Source organism: Pseudomonas sp. DWP3-1-2 (genome assembly GCF_049896285.1).
In the GTDB taxonomy this organism is placed as follows: Bacteria; Pseudomonadota; Gammaproteobacteria; order Pseudomonadales; family Pseudomonadaceae; genus Aquipseudomonas.
The window spans coordinates 383,505-400,114 of the sequence record NZ_JAFCTZ010000002.1 but is presented as its reverse complement, the minus strand read 5'-3'; the positions used below and the strand labels follow the sequence as shown (position 1 = coordinate 400,114).

The 16,610-nt window shown below is 59.9% G+C and carries 15 protein-coding genes; 11 read left to right on the top strand and 4 right to left on the bottom strand.

Annotation, left to right across the window (positions count from 1 at the left end; all coding sequences use genetic code 11):
• Positions 1 to 16 precede the first annotated feature (16 nt).
• The 4 genes from ACP7B0_RS07675 to ACP7B0_RS07660 are packed head-to-tail and all read right to left on the bottom strand — an operon-like array spanning position 17 to position 3,962.
• Positions 17 to 472, bottom strand: a complete 456-nt coding sequence (locus ACP7B0_RS07675) for a spore coat protein U domain-containing protein (protein WP_426140531.1) — start codon at positions 470 to 472, stop codon at positions 17 to 19.
• Positions 469 to 2,805 carry a fimbria/pilus outer membrane usher protein gene (locus ACP7B0_RS07670; RefSeq protein WP_426140530.1) on the bottom strand — a complete coding sequence of 779 codons (2,337 nt, stop codon included), beginning with the start codon at positions 2,803 to 2,805 and terminating at the stop codon, positions 469 to 471. The genes ACP7B0_RS07675 and ACP7B0_RS07670 overlap by 4 nt, the downstream gene beginning before the upstream one ends.
• A gap of 20 nt (positions 2,806 to 2,825) precedes the next feature.
• Positions 2,826 to 3,545, bottom strand: coding sequence for a fimbrial biogenesis chaperone (locus ACP7B0_RS07665; RefSeq protein ID WP_426140528.1), 720 nt, complete (start codon positions 3,543 to 3,545; stop codon positions 2,826 to 2,828).
• 15 nt (positions 3,546 to 3,560) lie between these two features.
• Complete coding sequence (locus ACP7B0_RS07660; RefSeq protein WP_426140527.1) at positions 3,561 to 3,962, bottom strand: Csu type fimbrial protein; 402 nt, start codon at positions 3,960 to 3,962, stop codon at positions 3,561 to 3,563.
• Between ACP7B0_RS07660 and ACP7B0_RS07655 the strand changes: the two genes are divergently transcribed.
• The 11 genes from ACP7B0_RS07655 to pdeM all read left to right on the top strand — a co-directional run bounded on the left by ACP7B0_RS07655 (position 3,961) and on the right by pdeM (position 16,602).
• Positions 3,961 to 4,248: a hypothetical protein gene (locus ACP7B0_RS07655; protein WP_426140525.1), complete on the top strand. Its 288-nt coding sequence runs from the start codon at positions 3,961 to 3,963 to the stop codon at positions 4,246 to 4,248. The two genes, ACP7B0_RS07660 and ACP7B0_RS07655, sit on opposite strands and share 2 nt — an antisense overlap.
• A gap of 396 nt (positions 4,249 to 4,644) precedes the next feature.
• Positions 4,645 to 5,775 (top strand): GlxA family transcriptional regulator, encoded by a 1,131-nt coding sequence (locus ACP7B0_RS07650; protein ID WP_426140524.1) that lies wholly within the window; start codon positions 4,645 to 4,647, stop codon positions 5,773 to 5,775.
• A 77-nt stretch (positions 5,776 to 5,852) separates the two neighbouring features.
• Positions 5,853 to 6,914 (top strand): ligase-associated DNA damage response exonuclease, encoded by a 1,062-nt coding sequence (locus ACP7B0_RS07645; RefSeq protein ID WP_426140522.1) that lies wholly within the window; start codon positions 5,853 to 5,855, stop codon positions 6,912 to 6,914.
• A complete protein-coding gene (locus tag ACP7B0_RS07640) occupies positions 6,911 to 8,626 on the top strand; it encodes an ATP-dependent DNA ligase (RefSeq protein ID WP_426140521.1) in 1,716 nt (571 codons plus the stop codon). Before ACP7B0_RS07645 ends, ACP7B0_RS07640 begins: the two co-directional genes overlap by 4 nt.
• Positions 8,627 to 8,965: 339 nt before the next feature.
• A complete protein-coding gene (locus ACP7B0_RS07635) occupies positions 8,966 to 9,748 on the top strand; it encodes a transporter substrate-binding domain-containing protein (protein WP_426140520.1) in 783 nt (260 codons plus the stop codon).
• Between the two features lie 85 nt (positions 9,749 to 9,833).
• On the top strand, positions 9,834 to 10,562 hold the full coding sequence (locus tag ACP7B0_RS07630) for an ABC transporter permease (protein WP_426140519.1): 729 nt from the start codon (positions 9,834 to 9,836) through the stop codon (positions 10,560 to 10,562).
• Positions 10,559 to 11,269, top strand: a complete 711-nt coding sequence (locus tag ACP7B0_RS07625; RefSeq protein ID WP_426140518.1) for an ABC transporter permease — start codon at positions 10,559 to 10,561, stop codon at positions 11,267 to 11,269. Before ACP7B0_RS07630 ends, ACP7B0_RS07625 begins: the two co-directional genes overlap by 4 nt.
• 9 nt (positions 11,270 to 11,278) lie before the next feature.
• On the top strand, positions 11,279 to 12,397 hold the full coding sequence (locus ACP7B0_RS07620; protein WP_426140516.1) for a succinylglutamate desuccinylase/aspartoacylase family protein: 1,119 nt from the start codon (positions 11,279 to 11,281) through the stop codon (positions 12,395 to 12,397).
• Positions 12,398 to 12,410: 13 nt separating this feature from the next.
• Positions 12,411 to 13,175: an ABC transporter ATP-binding protein gene (locus ACP7B0_RS07615; protein ID WP_426140514.1), complete on the top strand. Its 765-nt coding sequence runs from the start codon at positions 12,411 to 12,413 to the stop codon at positions 13,173 to 13,175.
• 275 nt (positions 13,176 to 13,450) lie between these two features.
• On the top strand, positions 13,451 to 15,943 hold the full coding sequence (locus ACP7B0_RS07610) for a ligase-associated DNA damage response DEXH box helicase (protein WP_426140512.1): 2,493 nt from the start codon (positions 13,451 to 13,453) through the stop codon (positions 15,941 to 15,943).
• The gene (gene pdeM, locus ACP7B0_RS07605; protein WP_426140510.1) at positions 15,940 to 16,602 is read left to right on the top strand and encodes a ligase-associated DNA damage response endonuclease PdeM; all 663 of its coding nucleotides are present in this window, start codon (positions 15,940 to 15,942) and stop codon (positions 16,600 to 16,602) included. The genes ACP7B0_RS07610 and pdeM overlap by 4 nt, the downstream gene beginning before the upstream one ends.
• Positions 16,603 to 16,610 lie beyond the last annotated feature (8 nt).

Below are 16,610 nucleotides of genomic sequence, written 5' to 3'. Positions count from 1 at the left end.
CCGAGTACCCGGCCACTCAATAGATGAGCCGCACCGTGCTGACGCCCGTGTACTGCCCCGGCCCTACTTTGAGGCCGGGCTGCATCCGGGCATACACCGTGTAAACACGGGTTTGCGAGGTGTTTGCCGCCAGGGTATAGCTGTCCGAAATAGCGTTACCCGAGGTGTCGCCCCACACCTGTTGATAACTTCTCGAGGTGTACAGCTGATAGCTCGCCTCGCCGTTACCGCCCATCATGGTTTTATCCCCCGCGCTGAAGGTGTCAGACAAAAGCTGATAGCTGACCGTGGCCGCACTGTTGCCGCTCTGACACACCACTGTCAGGGTCGCGGTGCTGCGCGTGACCTGCCCCGTGCGACCTTCGACCATCCCGAAGTTCAACGGCGTCGCAGCGACCGAACAGTCGTAAGCCATCGCCGGAGCCCCGATCAAAGCAATGCCAAGGCAGCAGAATGTGGCCGGTAATTTCATGGTCTGGCTCCAGAGCGGCAAATCAATGGCCCTATCTGAGGGATGGCATCGGCTTGCGGTTGATAGTCGAAACGGACAGAACACGGAGGTTGCCCTGGCCCACTCACCCAAACCTGCTCGTGCTCCGCCAGGTTCTGGAAGAAGGTCACACCGTCATAGCCCACCACCCCCTTTTCACCACTGCCGGACAACACGGCCTGACTGCCGAGCAGCAAAGGCTTGTGCTGCTCATCAAGCAATATCAGCGTGGCGCTGCGACTGTGCTGAATAGGGAATTTCACCACAACCCCCGAACGGTCCGAGGGCCGTACCTCAATGATTGCATTGCTCAAAGCCACATCCATGGGCACATCACGGGCGTCGATGGAGAGTCGATTGGACTCATAGGCCCGCAGGCCCTCGATCAATAACAGGCCGTCGGCGTCGGTCTTGCCCAGGGAGCGGTTTTCCTGCAGGACCGTTATTCCCGGCAGGCCGTCGGTGTCCACCAAGGCGAAACTGTCGTAGACCGTATTGGATGCGAACAGCCGCCCGTCAAGCGTCGACAGAGCGCCTCGCGCCGTGGCGCGGTAAGCCATGTCCGTATCGTTGCGCTCGACCTGTGCGCCCACCTCACCCCAGGAAGACTTGTAGTTCACCCCGACATCGTCCCGGGTCTGACTACCGGTTTGATGGGCGACGTTCCAACCCACATCGCCACGCTGCACGGCACTTTTTCGGGCCTCGACGGTTTGATAAGTGCTGTCGCCGCTACGGCTGGTGCTGGCGCTGAGGAATGTTGTCTGGCCGATGGGGATGGAGATGCCGACAAACAGGCCATTACCGCTGTTGCCTTTGAAATCGTGATACGCCGTAACAAATCCGTAGGACTTCATGGGTAACGGCCTGGAGAACGTGGCTGACAGCGTCGAGGTCGAAATTCGTTGCGCGGTGTTCACATAGTCCGTGCCGTAGTCGTCAAGGGTGTAGAGATTGACCATTTTTTTCGCATACACCAGCCCCAGTGTTCCCACCCCCGGAATAGGCAGCCCCAGATTGGCCCGCAAGGTGGTCCTGGTCATCGAGTCATCATTGGCCGAGGCGATGTCGGCAAATCCCTTGTCCGCTTTCAACAGGCTGAAACCTAAACTCAGCGACGGCGTGTTGCGAGCGATGCCCAGCCCATATTGCAGTCCGGTCTGGCCGTCATAGGAACTACCGGCCACTGAGGCCGAAAGCACCCCCAGCTTGCCGACCAGCAGGTTGGCTCCGACACCGCCCATGGCCAGCCCGGAGGTGGTCTCAAGGTGGGTTTCCAGGCTCAAGGTGGGCGTTTGTCCATGGCGATAGCTCACCGAGGCGGCTGGCTTGCCGTAATCGTTGGAGCGGGTGGCGTACTCACGACGCACCAGGCCGGCCTGCACCGCCAGAGAGTCCAGGCCTTCGGTGAGCAACAAGGTGCTGGCGTAGAACGGCAACGTCTGCGTGGTCTGGCGACCACTGGCGTCCTTGACGACCACCGAGACGTCGCCGCCGCCTGAGGTCACTGGCAACTGGTTGAGTTCGAACGGGCCAGGCTCGACCTGTGTGGTGGACTGGTGCAAGCCGTTGACGAAGATATCCACCGACGATGGCACGGCCACTTCGCCCGTCATGCCCGGCCGAGGGTAGGTGACCAGATCGGGACGCAAAGCAAAGTTGGTGCTCGCCTGCAAGCCGAGCATCCGTACCGGGCGAGTCCAGCTCAGGCCCGCATTGATGAAATCACCCGCGTTGTAGCTTCGCAACGTCGAGGGATCAGAGAAGCTGTACGTACTGTCCAGGCGCACCGTGCGACTGAAGCTTTGACTGTGGGTCTGCAGGACGCTGGACTCCACCACCCCAAAAGGGCCGAAAACCCGCAGTTCATTGAGCACGCTGGAGCTGGAGTGATCGCCATCGTGGGTAAACTGGGTGTCGTAATTGAGCACCGCGCCGAAGTCGCTGCGGTCGATCCCACCCAATGAAGGCGCCGGATGGGCGATCAATTGCTGAACTTTGAGACTGCGCAGAGGGACCTTCAGGACAAGTGCCTGCGCATTGGCGTCCAGGTGCCAGGACCAGCCTTCGAAACTCGACAGGCCCATCAGCCCGTCAGGCGGCGCCGCCATTTGCTCCGGGATAGCCAGGCCCAGTTCAAGCAATTGCGTGCGGGTCGCGAACAACTCCGAATCGCGCTGGACGAACTCCTGAATGCCCTCGTGAACACGGCCATTGATGACGACGCTCAAGAGTAAGGTCGGTGGCTCGACAGCCGCCTCCTGAGCACGGGACGCCGAAGCCGGGAGCACGTTCCCCAATAACAGCAGCGCCATGAGCAGGTATACCCCCCCGTTCAATAGTTGATTTCTAACCATTGGTCCCAGTGTTCGCCGGGGCCTGACGTCTGAAGATGCACGCGCAGGCTCTTGCCGGGGCTGTCGTGCCCCCCCACCAACGGCCATCGACGCTCTGTGCCGCTCAACAGGTACGGCAACCCCGTACCCTTGAGTTTGATCGTCCGGCCATCCGCCCCTTTCAAGGACAGATTCACCAGTTGCGCGTGCTGCGTCCCGTGGTTGATTGCCACCAATATCGGCGTGTCGCCTACCCGTTCCAGACGCCACTGCACATCCGAGTGCCCGGCAGGCTGCGGGTTGGAGAAAACCGGTACCGTCAGCCGAAGGGCCATTTCGACTTTGCCGGTCGACCGGTCGGGAATCTGATCGAACACCACGCGAAAGGCTTGCTCGGACGGTCCCGCGGGCTTGCGTAACAAAATACGGATGATCTGGGTCTGGCCCGGCGCAATTTTCGCGAAGGGCGGGCTGACCGCCAGTTCCGGGGTGGGCGTGTACGTGTCATCACTGTCGGTTTGCGACCAGGCATAACCACGCACCTGCACCAGCGCTTCGGTGTCCGAGTGATTGGTCAGGGTGAAGCTGGCAGATCGCTGTTGCGGCGGCAGTTGCTGACTGATGGGCACGATGGCCAACGCCTGGGCCAGTGCCTGCGGTGCGAGCACGCACAGGCACATCACCATCAGCGCACGCCGTGCCGAAAAATCACGGAGCATCTGGAGGGCACCGAATCAGTAGTTCACAGTGACAGCGACGGTGTCCGTGTAAGTACCCACCGAGCCGTTCTGGCCCGCGACAATGCGGCCGTACACCGGAATGGTCTGGTCCGCGCCGGACCCGGTACCGGCCAGCGTATCGGTGCCGTCCGTATCGCCCCATACCGTGGCGTAGGCCGCGTCCTGATACAGACCGTAGTTCATGGTGGTGTTGGCCAGCGAGCCCGTCAGCACTCGGGTGGTCGTGGTTGCGCCTGTGCCATTACCCGCGCTCAACCCGATGGTGTACGGCGCATCGTTGGTGCAGTTGACCGTCAAGTCCGCCGAACCATCAACGGCGGTTCCCGAATAGGCTGCAAACGCCAGGGCACTGGCCGAAACCGTACAGGCCGCGACGACCGAGGCGGTCACGCTCATGTTCGAAGTGGCCGTGGCGGCATTAACATTCACCGACGTTAAAACGCCAACAGACAGCAATGACAGTACAATGACCTTGAATGATGTTTTCCCAGTCATGACAGCTCTCCACGTTAATAAAGTTCCGGACAGCGCACAGGCCGTTGTTAATGGCCTGAACCTGATAGGGCGTCATAGTATCGAGTCGATACTGGAACACACTTTATTAACCGCTGCATTCCCGGACAACAGTGCTGCAAATCTGGCCAATCATGATCCAGATCAGTTAAACGACACTTCGTATTAAAAACATCACCCAGTAATCCTGAATAAGCGCCTCTCTTGTTTCGTCGTGGGTACAATCAAGCTACATACTCGATACTTTATAAAGTCTGGCATTTAACCGATGGGCCGTGGCGTTATCAGGCATTCGGAATGTCGGCCAGAATGAAGAGATCTTTAATGGTTGACTATAAAGAGCGGTGCGACTATGTTTTGACGTCATGATAATGACACGCCTCTAGATCAAGGCTTTTGCGCCCCATCGCCCCCCCAGACGATGACATCAACGCGCATCGCTCAGACTGGACCTGTGCAGCGACCCTCGAATCAAACTGGTTTCGGAGGTGCGGGCCTGCTCAATTAAAATGGAATCTTTCCCCATGAAACCGCCATTCATGTCAGCACTGGATTCATGCACACCGTGAATGATCTGAACCCAAAAGCCGGGTGTGCAGAGCCGTCCGTCGCGCTCCATCAAGTTGTGATACTGATGTACCCGGGCGCCTACGCTGTTGATGCCATCCAACTCGTAGAAACACTCGGCTTATTGAATGCGCGCGCGGCGAAGACCGACAAAAATAAAGTTATCCATACTGCGCAAATTTATTCGTTATCCCATCAAGCACTTAATACCTTTGAAACAGCGCCAGCGCCCGGTGAATATGCTTCATCTACAACGCCCTCCCATCATCGCGCCATCGACACACTTATCATTCTCGACGGACTTCCCGGCTCCATCACACAATTACCACCCGACGCACTGGGCTGGCTGCGCACGACAACGCCACACGTCAGTCGTGTGGTGGCGCTAGGGGCCGGCGTCTTCTGGCTGGCTGCCGCCGGCCTGCTTGATCAGCGCAGGGTCACCACGCATTCGGCGCTGGAGTCCGCGCTGGCGAGCCGCTTTCCTCAGCTGCGGGTGGAGCCGCAACAAGGCTTGCAGGTGGACGGGCATTTTTACACCACCAGTGAGCGCATCAATGCCAGCGACATGATGATGCTGTTGCTCAGAAATGAAAGCAGCCATGCAGCCGACCCACGTCCCCGCGCCCTGGCACCGACCGAGGCCATTGCTTGCACCTCTTTACTGCATGCGCTGGGCAAAACCCACTCGGTGGCAGGCAGAATTTGCACGTGGTGGCTGACGCGCATCGCAGACGAACTGAGCATGGATCTGTCAGCCTCGGCGCTGAACATGAGCGAACGCAACTTTCGTCGGCACTTCAAGCAGGAAACGGGCTACCCGCCCTCCCTCTTCCTGCTGCTTTTGCGTCTGGAACTGGCTCGTCAGGCGCTTCTGGAGTCCGACCTGCCGGTGGACAAAATAGCCCGCCGCACCGGCCTGCTCGACGGTCAACAACTGGCCCGGGTGTTCCGCAAATACCTGGGGGCATCGCCTCTGGAGTACCGGCGCAAAATGAATCAAAGCTGGACGCCCATCTGTCATCACGACTACGCCAGATTGTTTGATGCGCGCCGGCCGCCTCAATGGCTGGTCCAGTTACAAACCCGCCGAACACACTCAGTGATGGGCGCAAGCTCCACGGCGTGAGCCTCGCCCCGCTCAAAGAGCGAACTTACGTTCCCGCCCCGCCTCATAACTAACAAGCCCATCGCACTGGTCATCCCATGGATCTTGTTATCGCTCGCCCTGAAGGCCTGTATTGCCCGCCAGGGGATTTTTATATCGACCCGTGGCGCCCGGTGGAGCGTTCAGTGATTACCCACGCCCATGGCGATCATGCCCGCACCGGCAATGAGCACTATCTGGCGGCGGCACCCGGCGAAGGCATCTTGCGGTCGCGACTGGGACAGGACATCAATCTGCAGACCCTGGAATATGGCGAAACCCTGCTGCACCACGGCGTGAAACTGAGCCTGCATCCCGCCGGGCATGTGCTGGGTTCGTCACAGGTTCGTCTGGAATACAAAGGGGAAGTCTGGGTCGCGTCCGGTGATTACAAAGTGGAACCGGATGGCACCTGTGCGCCCTTCGAGCCGGTGCGCTGTCATACCTTTATCACTGAATCGACCTTCGGCCTGCCCATCTACCGCTGGCGGCCGCAATCGGAAATATTCGCAGGCATCAACGACTGGTGGCGTGCCAACGCGGCGGTCGGCAAAGCCAGTGTGTTGTTTGCCTACTCGTTCGGTAAAGCCCAGCGCATCCTGCACGGTATTGATCCGCAGATCGGCCCCATCCTCGTCCACGGCGCCGTCGAACCCTTGAATCGGGTGTACCGAGAGGCCGGGGTTCGCATTCCGGAAACCCAGTACGCAGGCGACTTCAAGAAAACCGACCCGGCGCTGCGCCAGGCGTTGATCCTCGCGCCACCGTCCGCCGGAGGCAGCACCTGGATGCGACGCTTCGGCGAATTCAGCGATGCGTTTGCCAGTGGCTGGATGATGCTACGTGGCACCCGCAGACGACGCGGTGTGGATCGCGGCTTCGTGCTGTCCGATCACGCCGACTGGCCAGGTTTGCTATGGGCCATTGAAAACACCGGGGCGGAACGGGTCATGGTCACCCACGGCTCAGTGGCGATCCTCGTACGTTATTTGCGTGAAGCCGGGCTGGATGCCCAGGGTTTCGTGACCGAGTATGGCGGCGAAGAAGACGCCGACGCCCCCGGCGCCGAGGTCAAATCCGCCCTGCCCGACGCCGCAGAACCCGGCGAGGTAACGCCATGAAAGCGTTCGCCGAACTCTACTCCCGACTCGACGCCACGACCTCCAGCAACGCCAAACTGGCCGCCATGCGCGAATACTTCGCCCAGGTTCCACCGGAGGATGCGGCCTGGGCCGTTTACTTTCTGGCGGGTGGACGGCCGCGCCAGCTGGTGCCCACCAAATTGTTGCGCGAACAGGCCATGACTCTGGCGCATCTGCCTCAATGGTTGTTCGAGGAAAGCTATCAGGCCGTCGGTGATCTGGCCGAAACCCTGTCGTTGCTTCTGCCCGAAGCCGAACACAGCTCTGATCAGGGCCTGGCCATCTGGCTGGAGGAGAAACTGCTGCCGTTGCGCGGCCTGCCTCCCGAGGAACTGACCGAACGCCTGCCGACACTCTGGGAACAACTGGACCGCATCAGCCTGATGGTGTGCATCAAACTGATCACCGGCAGCTTTCGGGTCGGGGTGTCGAAACTGCTGGTCACCCGCGCCCTCGCTGCGTTGGCGGACATCGACAGCAAGCGGGTTGCGCAACGTCTGGTGGGCTACACCGATCTGTCCCATCGCCCCACCGCTGCCGACTACCTGAAATTGATCGCCGAAGAGTCCGACGACGAACATGCTCAGCGCGGCGGCCAGCCCTACCCCTTTTTTCTCGCCCACGCCTTGCAACAACCGGTAGATCAGCTTGAAACCTTGCTCGGCCCGGTGAATGACTGGCAAGTGGAATGGAAATGGGACGGCATTCGCGCGCAAGTGGTGAAGCGTGAAGGTCGTCTCTGGTTGTGGTCGAGGGGCGAAGAACTGGTGACTGATCGCTTCCCTGAACTGCATTCCCTGACCCAAGGTTTGCCGGACGGCACGGTGATCGACGGCGAAATCGTGGTCTGGAAAGCGCCGCAAGGTGAACCCGATACCGACGGCGAGTTTTCCTTGAGCGGTCCGGAACAGATGGACACCGGGCCCGCGCCGCCATCGGTTCAGCCGTTCGCGCTGTTGCAGCAGCGTATCGGCCGCAAAACGCTGAGCAAGAAAATCCTCGAAGAAGTGCCCGTGGTTGTCCTGGCTTACGACCTGCTCGAATGGCAAGGACACGACTGGCGCAGTCGCCCGCAACATGAACGGCGCGCGCAGCTGGAAAAGGTTATCGCCGCCTGCAATAGCCCGGTGTTAATGCCTTCCCCGGTGCTGACCGGCGAGGACTGGCAGGATCTGGAAAAACAACGGGAAGCCTCCCGCAGCCTTGGCGTGGAAGGCATGATGCTCAAGGCCCGAGACGCCTTGTACGGCGTGGGCCGCACCAAAGACATGGGCGTCTGGTGGAAGTGGAAAGTCGATCCGTTCAGCGTCGATGCGGTGCTTATTTATGCCCAGCGCGGACATGGCCGGCGCGCCAGCCTGTACACCGACTACACCTTCGCGGTCTGGGACGGCCCGGCGGACGCCAGCGAACGCACACTGGTGCCCTTCGCCAAAGCCTATTCGGGCCTGAGCGATGAGGAGATGCGTAAAGTCGATGCGATCATCCGCAAAACCACCGTGGAGAAGTTCGGCCCGGTGCGCAGTGTGACCCCAAGTCTGGTGTTCGAACTGGGGTTTGAGGGGATCGCGCTCTCCAAACGTCACAAAAGCGGAATCGCCGTGCGTTTCCCCAGGATGCTGCGCTGGCGGCAAGACAAACCGGTGGCCGAAGCAGACAGCTTGTCGACGTTGCAGGATTTGTTGGGTTAGGATGCGCGCTCTTTTTTAGGGCGCTGATTGAACGACGCCCTTTATATGTGCGCACGACTGCTTCAGTTCGTAACCTTGCCCACGCCGTACGAGTGAGCGTCCCCGCATTCCGTGTGCCTGGGTGACCGCCGCCGGTGGCTGGCAGGGTGCCATTGCGGGCCAGCTCGGCTCACAAAGCAAAGGGTGTCCGACGTAGAAGACAGCATTGCGACAACTGCGTACATTTAAAACGCACGTTCGTATCTTTGGTTCGGAAATTGCTATCTTCTGAAGTCTGGCACCCGCCGGTAGCAAGCCTCGCGTGTTCCCAACGCTCAATTTGGTTTTAAGGACTGAACGATGAAAAAAGCATGGCTGACCCTCTCTGCATTGGCTATTTGTCTAGCCGCAGGCAATGCAATGGCCAAGGAATACAAGGAACTGCGCTTTGGCGTCGATCCTTCTTATGCACCTTTTGAATCCAAAGCCGCTGACGGCAGCCTGGTCGGTTTCGACATCGACCTGGGTAACGCGATCTGCCAAGAGCTGAAAGTGAAATGCGTCTGGGTTGAAAGCGATTTCGACGGCATGATTCCGGGCCTGAAAGCACGCAAATTCGACGGCGTCATTTCCTCGATGACCGTGACTCCGGCTCGGGAGAAGGTTATCGACTTCTCCAACGAACTGTTCTCCGGCCCGACCTCTCTGGTCTTCAAGAAAGGCGCAGGCCTGACTGCCGATCCAGCGAGCCTCAAAGGCAAAACCGTTGGCTACGAGCAAGGCACCATTCAGGAAGCCTACGCCAAGGCCGTTCTGGACAAGGCTGGCGTGAAAACCCAGGCCTATCAGAATCAGGATCAGGTTTACGCCGACCTGGTATCCGGTCGTCTTGATGCCTCCATTCAGGACATGCTGCAAGCCGAACTGGGCTTCCTGAAGTCGCCACAAGGTGCCGACTACGAAGTCAGCGAGCCTGTGGACAGCCCACTGCTGCCTGCCAAGACCGCCATCGGTATTGCCAAAGGTAACAAAGAGCTCAAAGCGTTGCTGGACAAAGGTATCAAAGCGTTACATGACGACGGCAAGTACATCGAAATCCAGAAGAAACACTTCGGTGATCTGAATCTGTACAGCGGTAAATAACACCCCGACGCCCATCGATTCTGGCGACAACCTTGCGCCGTTTTCGATGGGCGTTTTGTTTTATTGACCGTTAAAGGCTTTATCCATGTTAGATGCCCTTTTACAAAACCTGGGACTCTCGGCATTCAGCTTGAAGGGCTTCGGCCCGCTGTTGCTCGAAGGCACCTGGATGACCATCAAATTATCGGTACTGTCGCTGGCAGTGAGCATCTTGCTCGGTCTGATCGGCGCGAGTGCCAAGCTGTCGAGCAACCCTGTTTTTCGCGTGCCGGCACAGATGTACACCACCCTCATTCGTGGCGTTCCCGATCTGGTGCTGATGCTGCTGATTTTCTACAGCCTGCAAACCTGGTTGAGCCAGCTGACAGATGCCATGCAATGGGACTACATCGAAATCGATCCCTTCAGCGCAGGTGTGATCACCCTCGGCTTTATATACGGTGCCTACTTCACCGAGACGTTCCGTGGGGCGATTCTTTCCGTGCCACGTGGCCAGGTCGAAGCCGCCACCGCCTACGGACTCAAGCGCGGCCAGCGTTTTCGCTACGTGGTCTTCCCGCAAATGATGCGCTATGCCCTGCCGGGTATCGGCAATAACTGGCAAGTGCTGCTCAAGGCAACCGCGCTGGTGTCGATCATTGGCCTGGCAGATCTGGTCAAAGCCGCCCAGGACGCTGGCAAGAGCACGTATCAATTGTTTTATTTCCTGGTGCTCGCGGCCATCATTTATCTGTTGATCACCAGCGCCTCCAACTTTGCGTTGCGCTGGGCCGAGCGCCGTTACGCGGCTGGCAGCCGGGAGGCTCAGCGATGATCGAACTGCTTCAGGAATACTGGCGGCCCTTCCTTTATAGCGACGGCGTACACATTACCGGCCTGGCCATGACCATGTGGTTGCTCAGCGCCTCCATTGCCATCGGCTTTTGCGTGTCGATCCCCCTGTCGATCGCGCGGGTATCGAGCAAACGCTGGGTGCGATGGCCGGTTCAGTTCTACACCTATCTGTTTCGCGGTACGCCGCTCTATATACAACTGCTGATTTGCTACACCGGTATCTACAGCCTGGAAGCCGTCCGTGCGCAGCCCTTGCTGGACTCGTTCTTTCGCGACGCGATGAACTGCACGATCCTGGCCTTCGCCCTCAATACCTGCGCCTACACCACGGAAATCTTCGCCGGGGCGATTCGCAGCATGGCCCATGGGGAAGTCGAAGCCGCCAAAGCCTATGGCCTGACCGGCTGGAAACTCTACACCTACGTCATCATGCCTTCCGCATTGCGTCGTTCACTGCCTTATTACAGCAATGAAGTCATCCTGATGCTGCACTCGACCACCGTCGCGTTCACCGCCACGGTGCCGGACGTGCTCAAAGTCGCTCGAGACGCCAACTCGGCCACCTTCATGACGTTCCAGTCTTTCGGCATCGCTGCGCTGATCTACCTGTGCGTCACGTTCATCCTGGTGGGCCTGTTCCGCCTGGCAGAACGTCGCTGGCTGGCCTTCCTCGGGCCGACCCACTAGGACTCGCCTATGCGTCATAAAACCCACGACCTGCTCGCGCCGATGCCCGGCACCGCGCGCCAGGTCCACAGCTTTCATTACGGGCCGCAGAACGGCGCCTGCAAGATCTACATCCAGGCCTCGCTGCATGCTGATGAATTGCCGGGCATGCTCGTCGCCTGGCACCTCAAACAGCGCTTGGCCGAACTGGAAAACGCCGGCTTGTTGCTGGGGGAAATCGTCATTGTGCCGGTGGCCAACCCGATGGGGCTGGAACAGATCCTGATGGACGTTCCCCTGGGTCGCTACGAGCTGGAAAGCGGCCAGAACTTCAATCGCGGGTTTGTCGATCTCGGGCAGGCAGTGGGTGATGATGTTGCGTCACAGCTCAATGACGACCCGCAGCACAATCTGCAGTTGATCCGTGGCAGCCTGCGCAGCGCACTGGACAAGCAAGTCGCCAGCACGCAATTGCAATCCCAACGCCTGACCCTGCAACGTCTGGCGTGCGATGCCGACATGGTTCTGGACCTGCATTGCGACTTCGAGTCCGTTGAACACCTGTACACCACCCCTGAAGCCTGGCCCAAAGTCGAGGCGCTGTCCCGTTATCTCGGCGCCCAGGCCAGCCTGCTGGCAACCGATTCTGGCGGCCAATCCTTCGACGAATGTTTCACGCTGGTCTGGTGGCAACTCCAGCAACGCTTCGGCGATCGCTTCGAGATCCCCATGGGCAGCTTCTCTGTGACCCTGGAATTGCGCGGTCAGGGCGACGTCAATCACGCACTGGCCAGCCGCGACTGTCAGGCGCTGATCAGCTACCTGAGTCATTTCGGCGCCATCGCCGCCGAAGCCGGCCCGCCGCCGGAGCTGCTCTATCCCGCGACGCCTCTGGCGGCGGTCGAGCCTGTGGCAACACCGGTGGGCGGCTTGCTGGTGTTTTGCGCCCAGCCGGGCGAATACGTAGACGCCGGACAGTTGATAGCCGAAATCATTGACCCCATCAGCGACCTCGTCACCCCCATCCATACTCTGAATTCCGGCTTGCTCTACGCCCGTTCGTTACGGCGAATGGCGACGGCCGGAATGGTGATCGCTCACGTTGCAGGCACCCATGCCTACCGCAGCGGTTACCTACTCTCTCCTTAAGGACTTGCCTGTCATGTACAAACTGACCATTGATGGCCTGCATAAAAGCTACGGTGAACACAAGGTGCTCAAAGGCGTGTCGCTCAAGGCCAGCAGCGGCGACGTGATTTGCCTGATCGGGGCCAGTGGCTCGGGCAAGAGTACGTTCCTGCGCTGCATCAACTTTCTTGAACAACCCAACGACGGGGCCATGACCCTGGACGGCAAGGCCGTGCGGATGGTGGCCGACGCTGGCGGCATGCGCGTGGCCGACCCGGATGAGCTGCAACGGATTCGCACCCGCCTGGCCATGGTGTTCCAGCATTTCAACCTGTGGGCGCACATGACCGTCCTGGAAAACATCACCATGGCGCCGCGTCGGGTATTGGGCGTATCCAAAGCCGAAGCGGAAGCAAGGGCTCACAAGTATCTGGACAAAGTCGGGCTGCCTGCCCGCGTTGCAGAGCAATACCCGGCGTTTCTGTCCGGTGGTCAGCAGCAGCGCGTGGCCATCGCCCGGGCATTGGCCATGGAGCCGGAAATCATGCTTTTCGACGAGCCCACTTCCGCACTGGACCCGGAACTGGTCGGTGAAGTGCTCAAGGTGATCCAGGGGCTGGCCGAGGAAGGCCGCACCATGATCATGGTCACTCACGAAATGAGCTTCGCCCGCAAGGTCGCCAGTCAGGTTGTGTTCCTGCATCAAGGCCAGATCGAAGAGTCGGGCCACCCGGACGAAGTGCTGGGCAACCCGAAAAGCGAGCGCTTGCAGCAGTTCTTGAGTGGCAATTTGAAATAGTTCACGCCGTGGGACCGGCTTCAGCCGGGAAGAGGCCAGGGCGTTCGCTGCATCGGCATCGCCTGAAATCCCCCTTCCCGGCTAAAGCCGGTCCCACGTTGTCAGCAACATTGTGCGAACGCCTACAGAGCCCGGCCGCGAGCGGCCTGACAAGACCGTCCGATGTTTGGGTGCCGTTCAATGATCGTTCGCCCCCTCCTGGTACTTTGCCCGACAAAACTATTCCCCACCCGCTGCTGTCTCTGAGTTAACCCCATTCAGAGCACACGGAGCGCATGAGCAGACCCACCGATTTCGCTCAGCGATGGTTTTCGGCGCGGGGTTGGAAGCCCTTCCCTTTTCAGAAAGAAGTCTGGAGTGCCGTCAAAAAAGGCGAGTCCGGGCTTTTGCACGCCAGCACCGGCTCCGGCAAAACCTACGCCGTGTGGTTCGCAGCGCTGAATCGCTTTGCCCGGCTCAACAAGGCGCTCCCCGACGCCAAACCCCGCAAACGCAAACCGCCCGCCGCTCCCTTGAGCGTGCTGTGGATAACCCCCATGCGCGCCCTTGCGGCCGACACCGCACGCGCACTCGAAGCCCCTTTGCAGGATCTCGACATCCACTGGAGCGTGGGCCTGCGCACGGGCGACACCAGCAGCAGCGAACGCGCTCGGCAAGGTCGGCGATTGCCTTCGGCGTTGATCACCACGCCTGAAAGCCTGACCCTGCTGCTGACCCGCGCCGACGCCCTGAGCACCTTCTCGACGCTGAAGATGGTGGTGGTGGACGAGTGGCATGAGCTGATCGGCAACAAGCGTGGCATCCAGTTGCAACTGGCGCTGGCCCGCTTGCGCCAGTGGAACCCACAACTGATCGTGTGGGGCGTTTCCGCCACTTTGGGCAATCAGGCGCATGCTCAACTGGCGTTGCTAGGGGATAACGGCGTGAGCGTGCAGGGCAAAATCGCCAAAGAACTGCGGGTCGATACGCTGCTGCCCCCGGCCATCGAACGCTTCCCATGGGCCGGACACATGGGGTTGCGCATGCTGCCGCAAGTGCTGGCCGAAGTGGACAGCAGCGCCAGTTGCCTGTTGTTCACCAACACCCGTACGCAGTCGGAGGTCTGGTATCAGGCATTGCTGGAAGCGCGCCCGGACTGGGCCGGGCTGATTGCCCTGCATCACGGCTCGTTGTCCCGGGAAGTGCGGGACTGGGTCGAACGTGCCCTGAAAGACGGCCAGCTAAAAGCCGTGGTCTGCACGTCCAGCCTGGATCTGGGCGTGGACTTCCTGCCTGTTGAGCGGGTTCTGCAAATCGGCTCGGCCAAGGGCGTCGCCCGTCTGATGCAACGTGCGGGTCGCTCCGGGCATGCACCGGGGCGCCCGTCACGGGTCACACTGGTGCCCACCCATAGCCTGGAACTGGTTGAGGCCGCAGCCGCCCATGATGCCGTAGAAGCACGGATGATCGAGCCTCGGGAATCCCCGCACAAACCTCTCGATGTATTGGTGCAGCATCTGGTCAGCATGGCCCTTGGAGGCGGATTTACCCCCGACGAGCTGCTCGCTGAAGTCCGCACCGCATGGGCCTATCGTGAACTGACCGATGAGGAATGGCAGTGGGCGTTGGCCTTTGTGCGCCATGGCGGTCACTCGCTGACGGCGTATCCGGACTATCGTCGCGTCGAACCTGACGAAAACGGTATTTGGCGCGTTCCGGACGCAAGACTGGCGCGTCGCCATCGCATGAGTGTCGGCACCATCGTCAGCGAGGCCAGTATCAACGTGAAGTACTGGAAAAAAGGCGGCGCAGGCGGTTCCCTGGGCAGCGTCGAGGAAGGCTTCATCGCACGGCTCAAACCCGGCGATGGCTTTTTGTTCGGTGGTCGTTTGCTGGAACTGGTGCGGGTCGAAAACATGACCGCTTACGTTAAACGCGCCACCGGTAAAAAAGCCGCTGTCCCACGCTGGAATGGCGGACGGATGCCGCTTTCAAACGAACTGGCCGACGCCGTGGTGACCCAATTCGACGCCGCCGCCCGCGGTGAATTTGTCAGCCCGGAAATGCAGGCGGTCAAACCGCTGCTGGAGGTTCAGCGCCAATGGTCAGGATTGCCCCGGCATCACACCTTGCTGGCCGAAGTGCTCAAGTCCAGAGAGGGCTGGCATTTATTCCTCTATCCGTTCGCCGGGCGCCATGTGCACTTGGGGCTGGCCAGTCTGCTGGCCTGGCGACTGAGCCGGAATACACCGCTGACCTTCTCCATCGCAGTCAATGATTACGGCTTCGAACTGCTCAGCGCCACGCCCATAGACTGGGCCGAACACCTGCGCAGGGATCTGTTTACTCAGGACCATCTGATGGCCGACATCATCGCCAGCCTGAACGCCGGGGAACTGGCCTTACGGCGCTTCCGGGAAATCGCCCGGATCGCCGGACTGGTGTTTTCCGGCTATCCGGGCGCACCGAAGAGCAACCGTCAGCTTCAGGCCTCCAGCGGATTGTTCTTTGAAGTGTTCAAACACTATGACGCTGATAACCTGCTGCTCACCCAGGCCGAGGAAGAGGTCTTGCGTCAGGAACTGGACGTGCAACGACTTGAACAAACCCTGCAACGCATCAGCCAGCGCGAACTCGATGTGCACCTCATCAAACGCGCCACGCCCCTGGCCTTTCCGCTGCTGGTGGAACGCATGCGTGAAAGCCTGAGTACGGAAAAACTCGCTGACCGCATCGCCCGCATGGTGCGTGACCTTGAGAAGGCTGCGGGTCCGGAGGTTCATTCGTGAAGCCGTACCAGCCCATCACCCTGGCGGGCGCCGAGCTTTGGTTACTGGCGGATAAAGCCATCTACTACCCCGAACATCGAGCGCTATTGATCGCCGATGTGCATTTCGGCAAAGCAGCGGCTTACCGAAAACTGGGCCAACCGGTGCCTCACGGCACGACCCAGAGCAATCTGGAGCGCCTTGACCGGCTGCTGGCTGCTTACCCTTGCGAATGGATTATCTTTCTAGGCGATTTCCTGCACGCGCCGGAATCACATGCTGCCACCACGCTGAGCGCCCTGCACCAGTGGCGAAGCACACATCCGACCCTGCGCATGACGCTGATTCGCGGCAATCACGACCGGCGTGCTGGCGATCCGCCTGTGAGTCTGGGAATCGAAGTCGTCACCGAACCGCTGCTGCTCGGCCCCTACGCGCTGCAGCATGAACCTGACGCCCACAACACGCACCATGTGCTGGCCGGGCATGTTCATCCGGTCTACCGCTTGCAAGGTCGGGGACGCCAAAACCTGCGCCTGGCCTGCTTCTGGATCGGAAAGAAAGTCAGCTTGCTGCCAGCCTTCGGAGGATTTACCGGGGGATTTGCGATCGAGCGAAGCCCGGACGGCAGGGTATACGTCGTGGGTGATGGCGCTGTATGGGAAGTGAATGAGCTCTGAGCTGAAAC

What these genes read in the sequence shown, in the direction of transcription:
- ACP7B0_RS07675 (WP_426140531.1), bottom strand. Translation starts at nt 472, where the DNA reads ATGAAATTACCGGCCACATTCTGCTGCCTTGGCATTGCTTTGATCGGG.
- ACP7B0_RS07670 (WP_426140530.1), bottom strand. Translation starts at nt 2,805, where the DNA reads ATGGCGCTGCTGTTATTGGGGAACGTGCTCCCGGCTTCGGCGTCCCGT.
- ACP7B0_RS07665 (WP_426140528.1), bottom strand. Translation starts at nt 3,545, where the DNA reads ATGCTCCGTGATTTTTCGGCACGGCGTGCGCTGATGGTGATGTGCCTG.
- ACP7B0_RS07655 (WP_426140525.1), top strand. Translation starts at nt 3,961, where the DNA reads ATGTTCGAAGTGGCCGTGGCGGCATTAACATTCACCGACGTTAAAACG.
- ACP7B0_RS07660 (WP_426140527.1), bottom strand. Translation starts at nt 3,962, where the DNA reads ATGAGCGTGACCGCCTCGGTCGTCGCGGCCTGTACGGTTTCGGCCAGT.
- ACP7B0_RS07645 (WP_426140522.1), top strand. Translation starts at nt 5,853, where the DNA reads ATGGATCTTGTTATCGCTCGCCCTGAAGGCCTGTATTGCCCGCCAGGG.
- ACP7B0_RS07640 (WP_426140521.1), top strand. Translation starts at nt 6,911, where the DNA reads ATGAAAGCGTTCGCCGAACTCTACTCCCGACTCGACGCCACGACCTCC.
- ACP7B0_RS07635 (WP_426140520.1), top strand. Translation starts at nt 8,966, where the DNA reads ATGAAAAAAGCATGGCTGACCCTCTCTGCATTGGCTATTTGTCTAGCC.
- ACP7B0_RS07630 (WP_426140519.1), top strand. Translation starts at nt 9,834, where the DNA reads ATGTTAGATGCCCTTTTACAAAACCTGGGACTCTCGGCATTCAGCTTG.
- ACP7B0_RS07625 (WP_426140518.1), top strand. Translation starts at nt 10,559, where the DNA reads ATGATCGAACTGCTTCAGGAATACTGGCGGCCCTTCCTTTATAGCGAC.
- ACP7B0_RS07620 (WP_426140516.1), top strand. Translation starts at nt 11,279, where the DNA reads ATGCGTCATAAAACCCACGACCTGCTCGCGCCGATGCCCGGCACCGCG.
- ACP7B0_RS07615 (WP_426140514.1), top strand. Translation starts at nt 12,411, where the DNA reads ATGTACAAACTGACCATTGATGGCCTGCATAAAAGCTACGGTGAACAC.
- ACP7B0_RS07610 (WP_426140512.1), top strand. Translation starts at nt 13,451, where the DNA reads ATGAGCAGACCCACCGATTTCGCTCAGCGATGGTTTTCGGCGCGGGGT.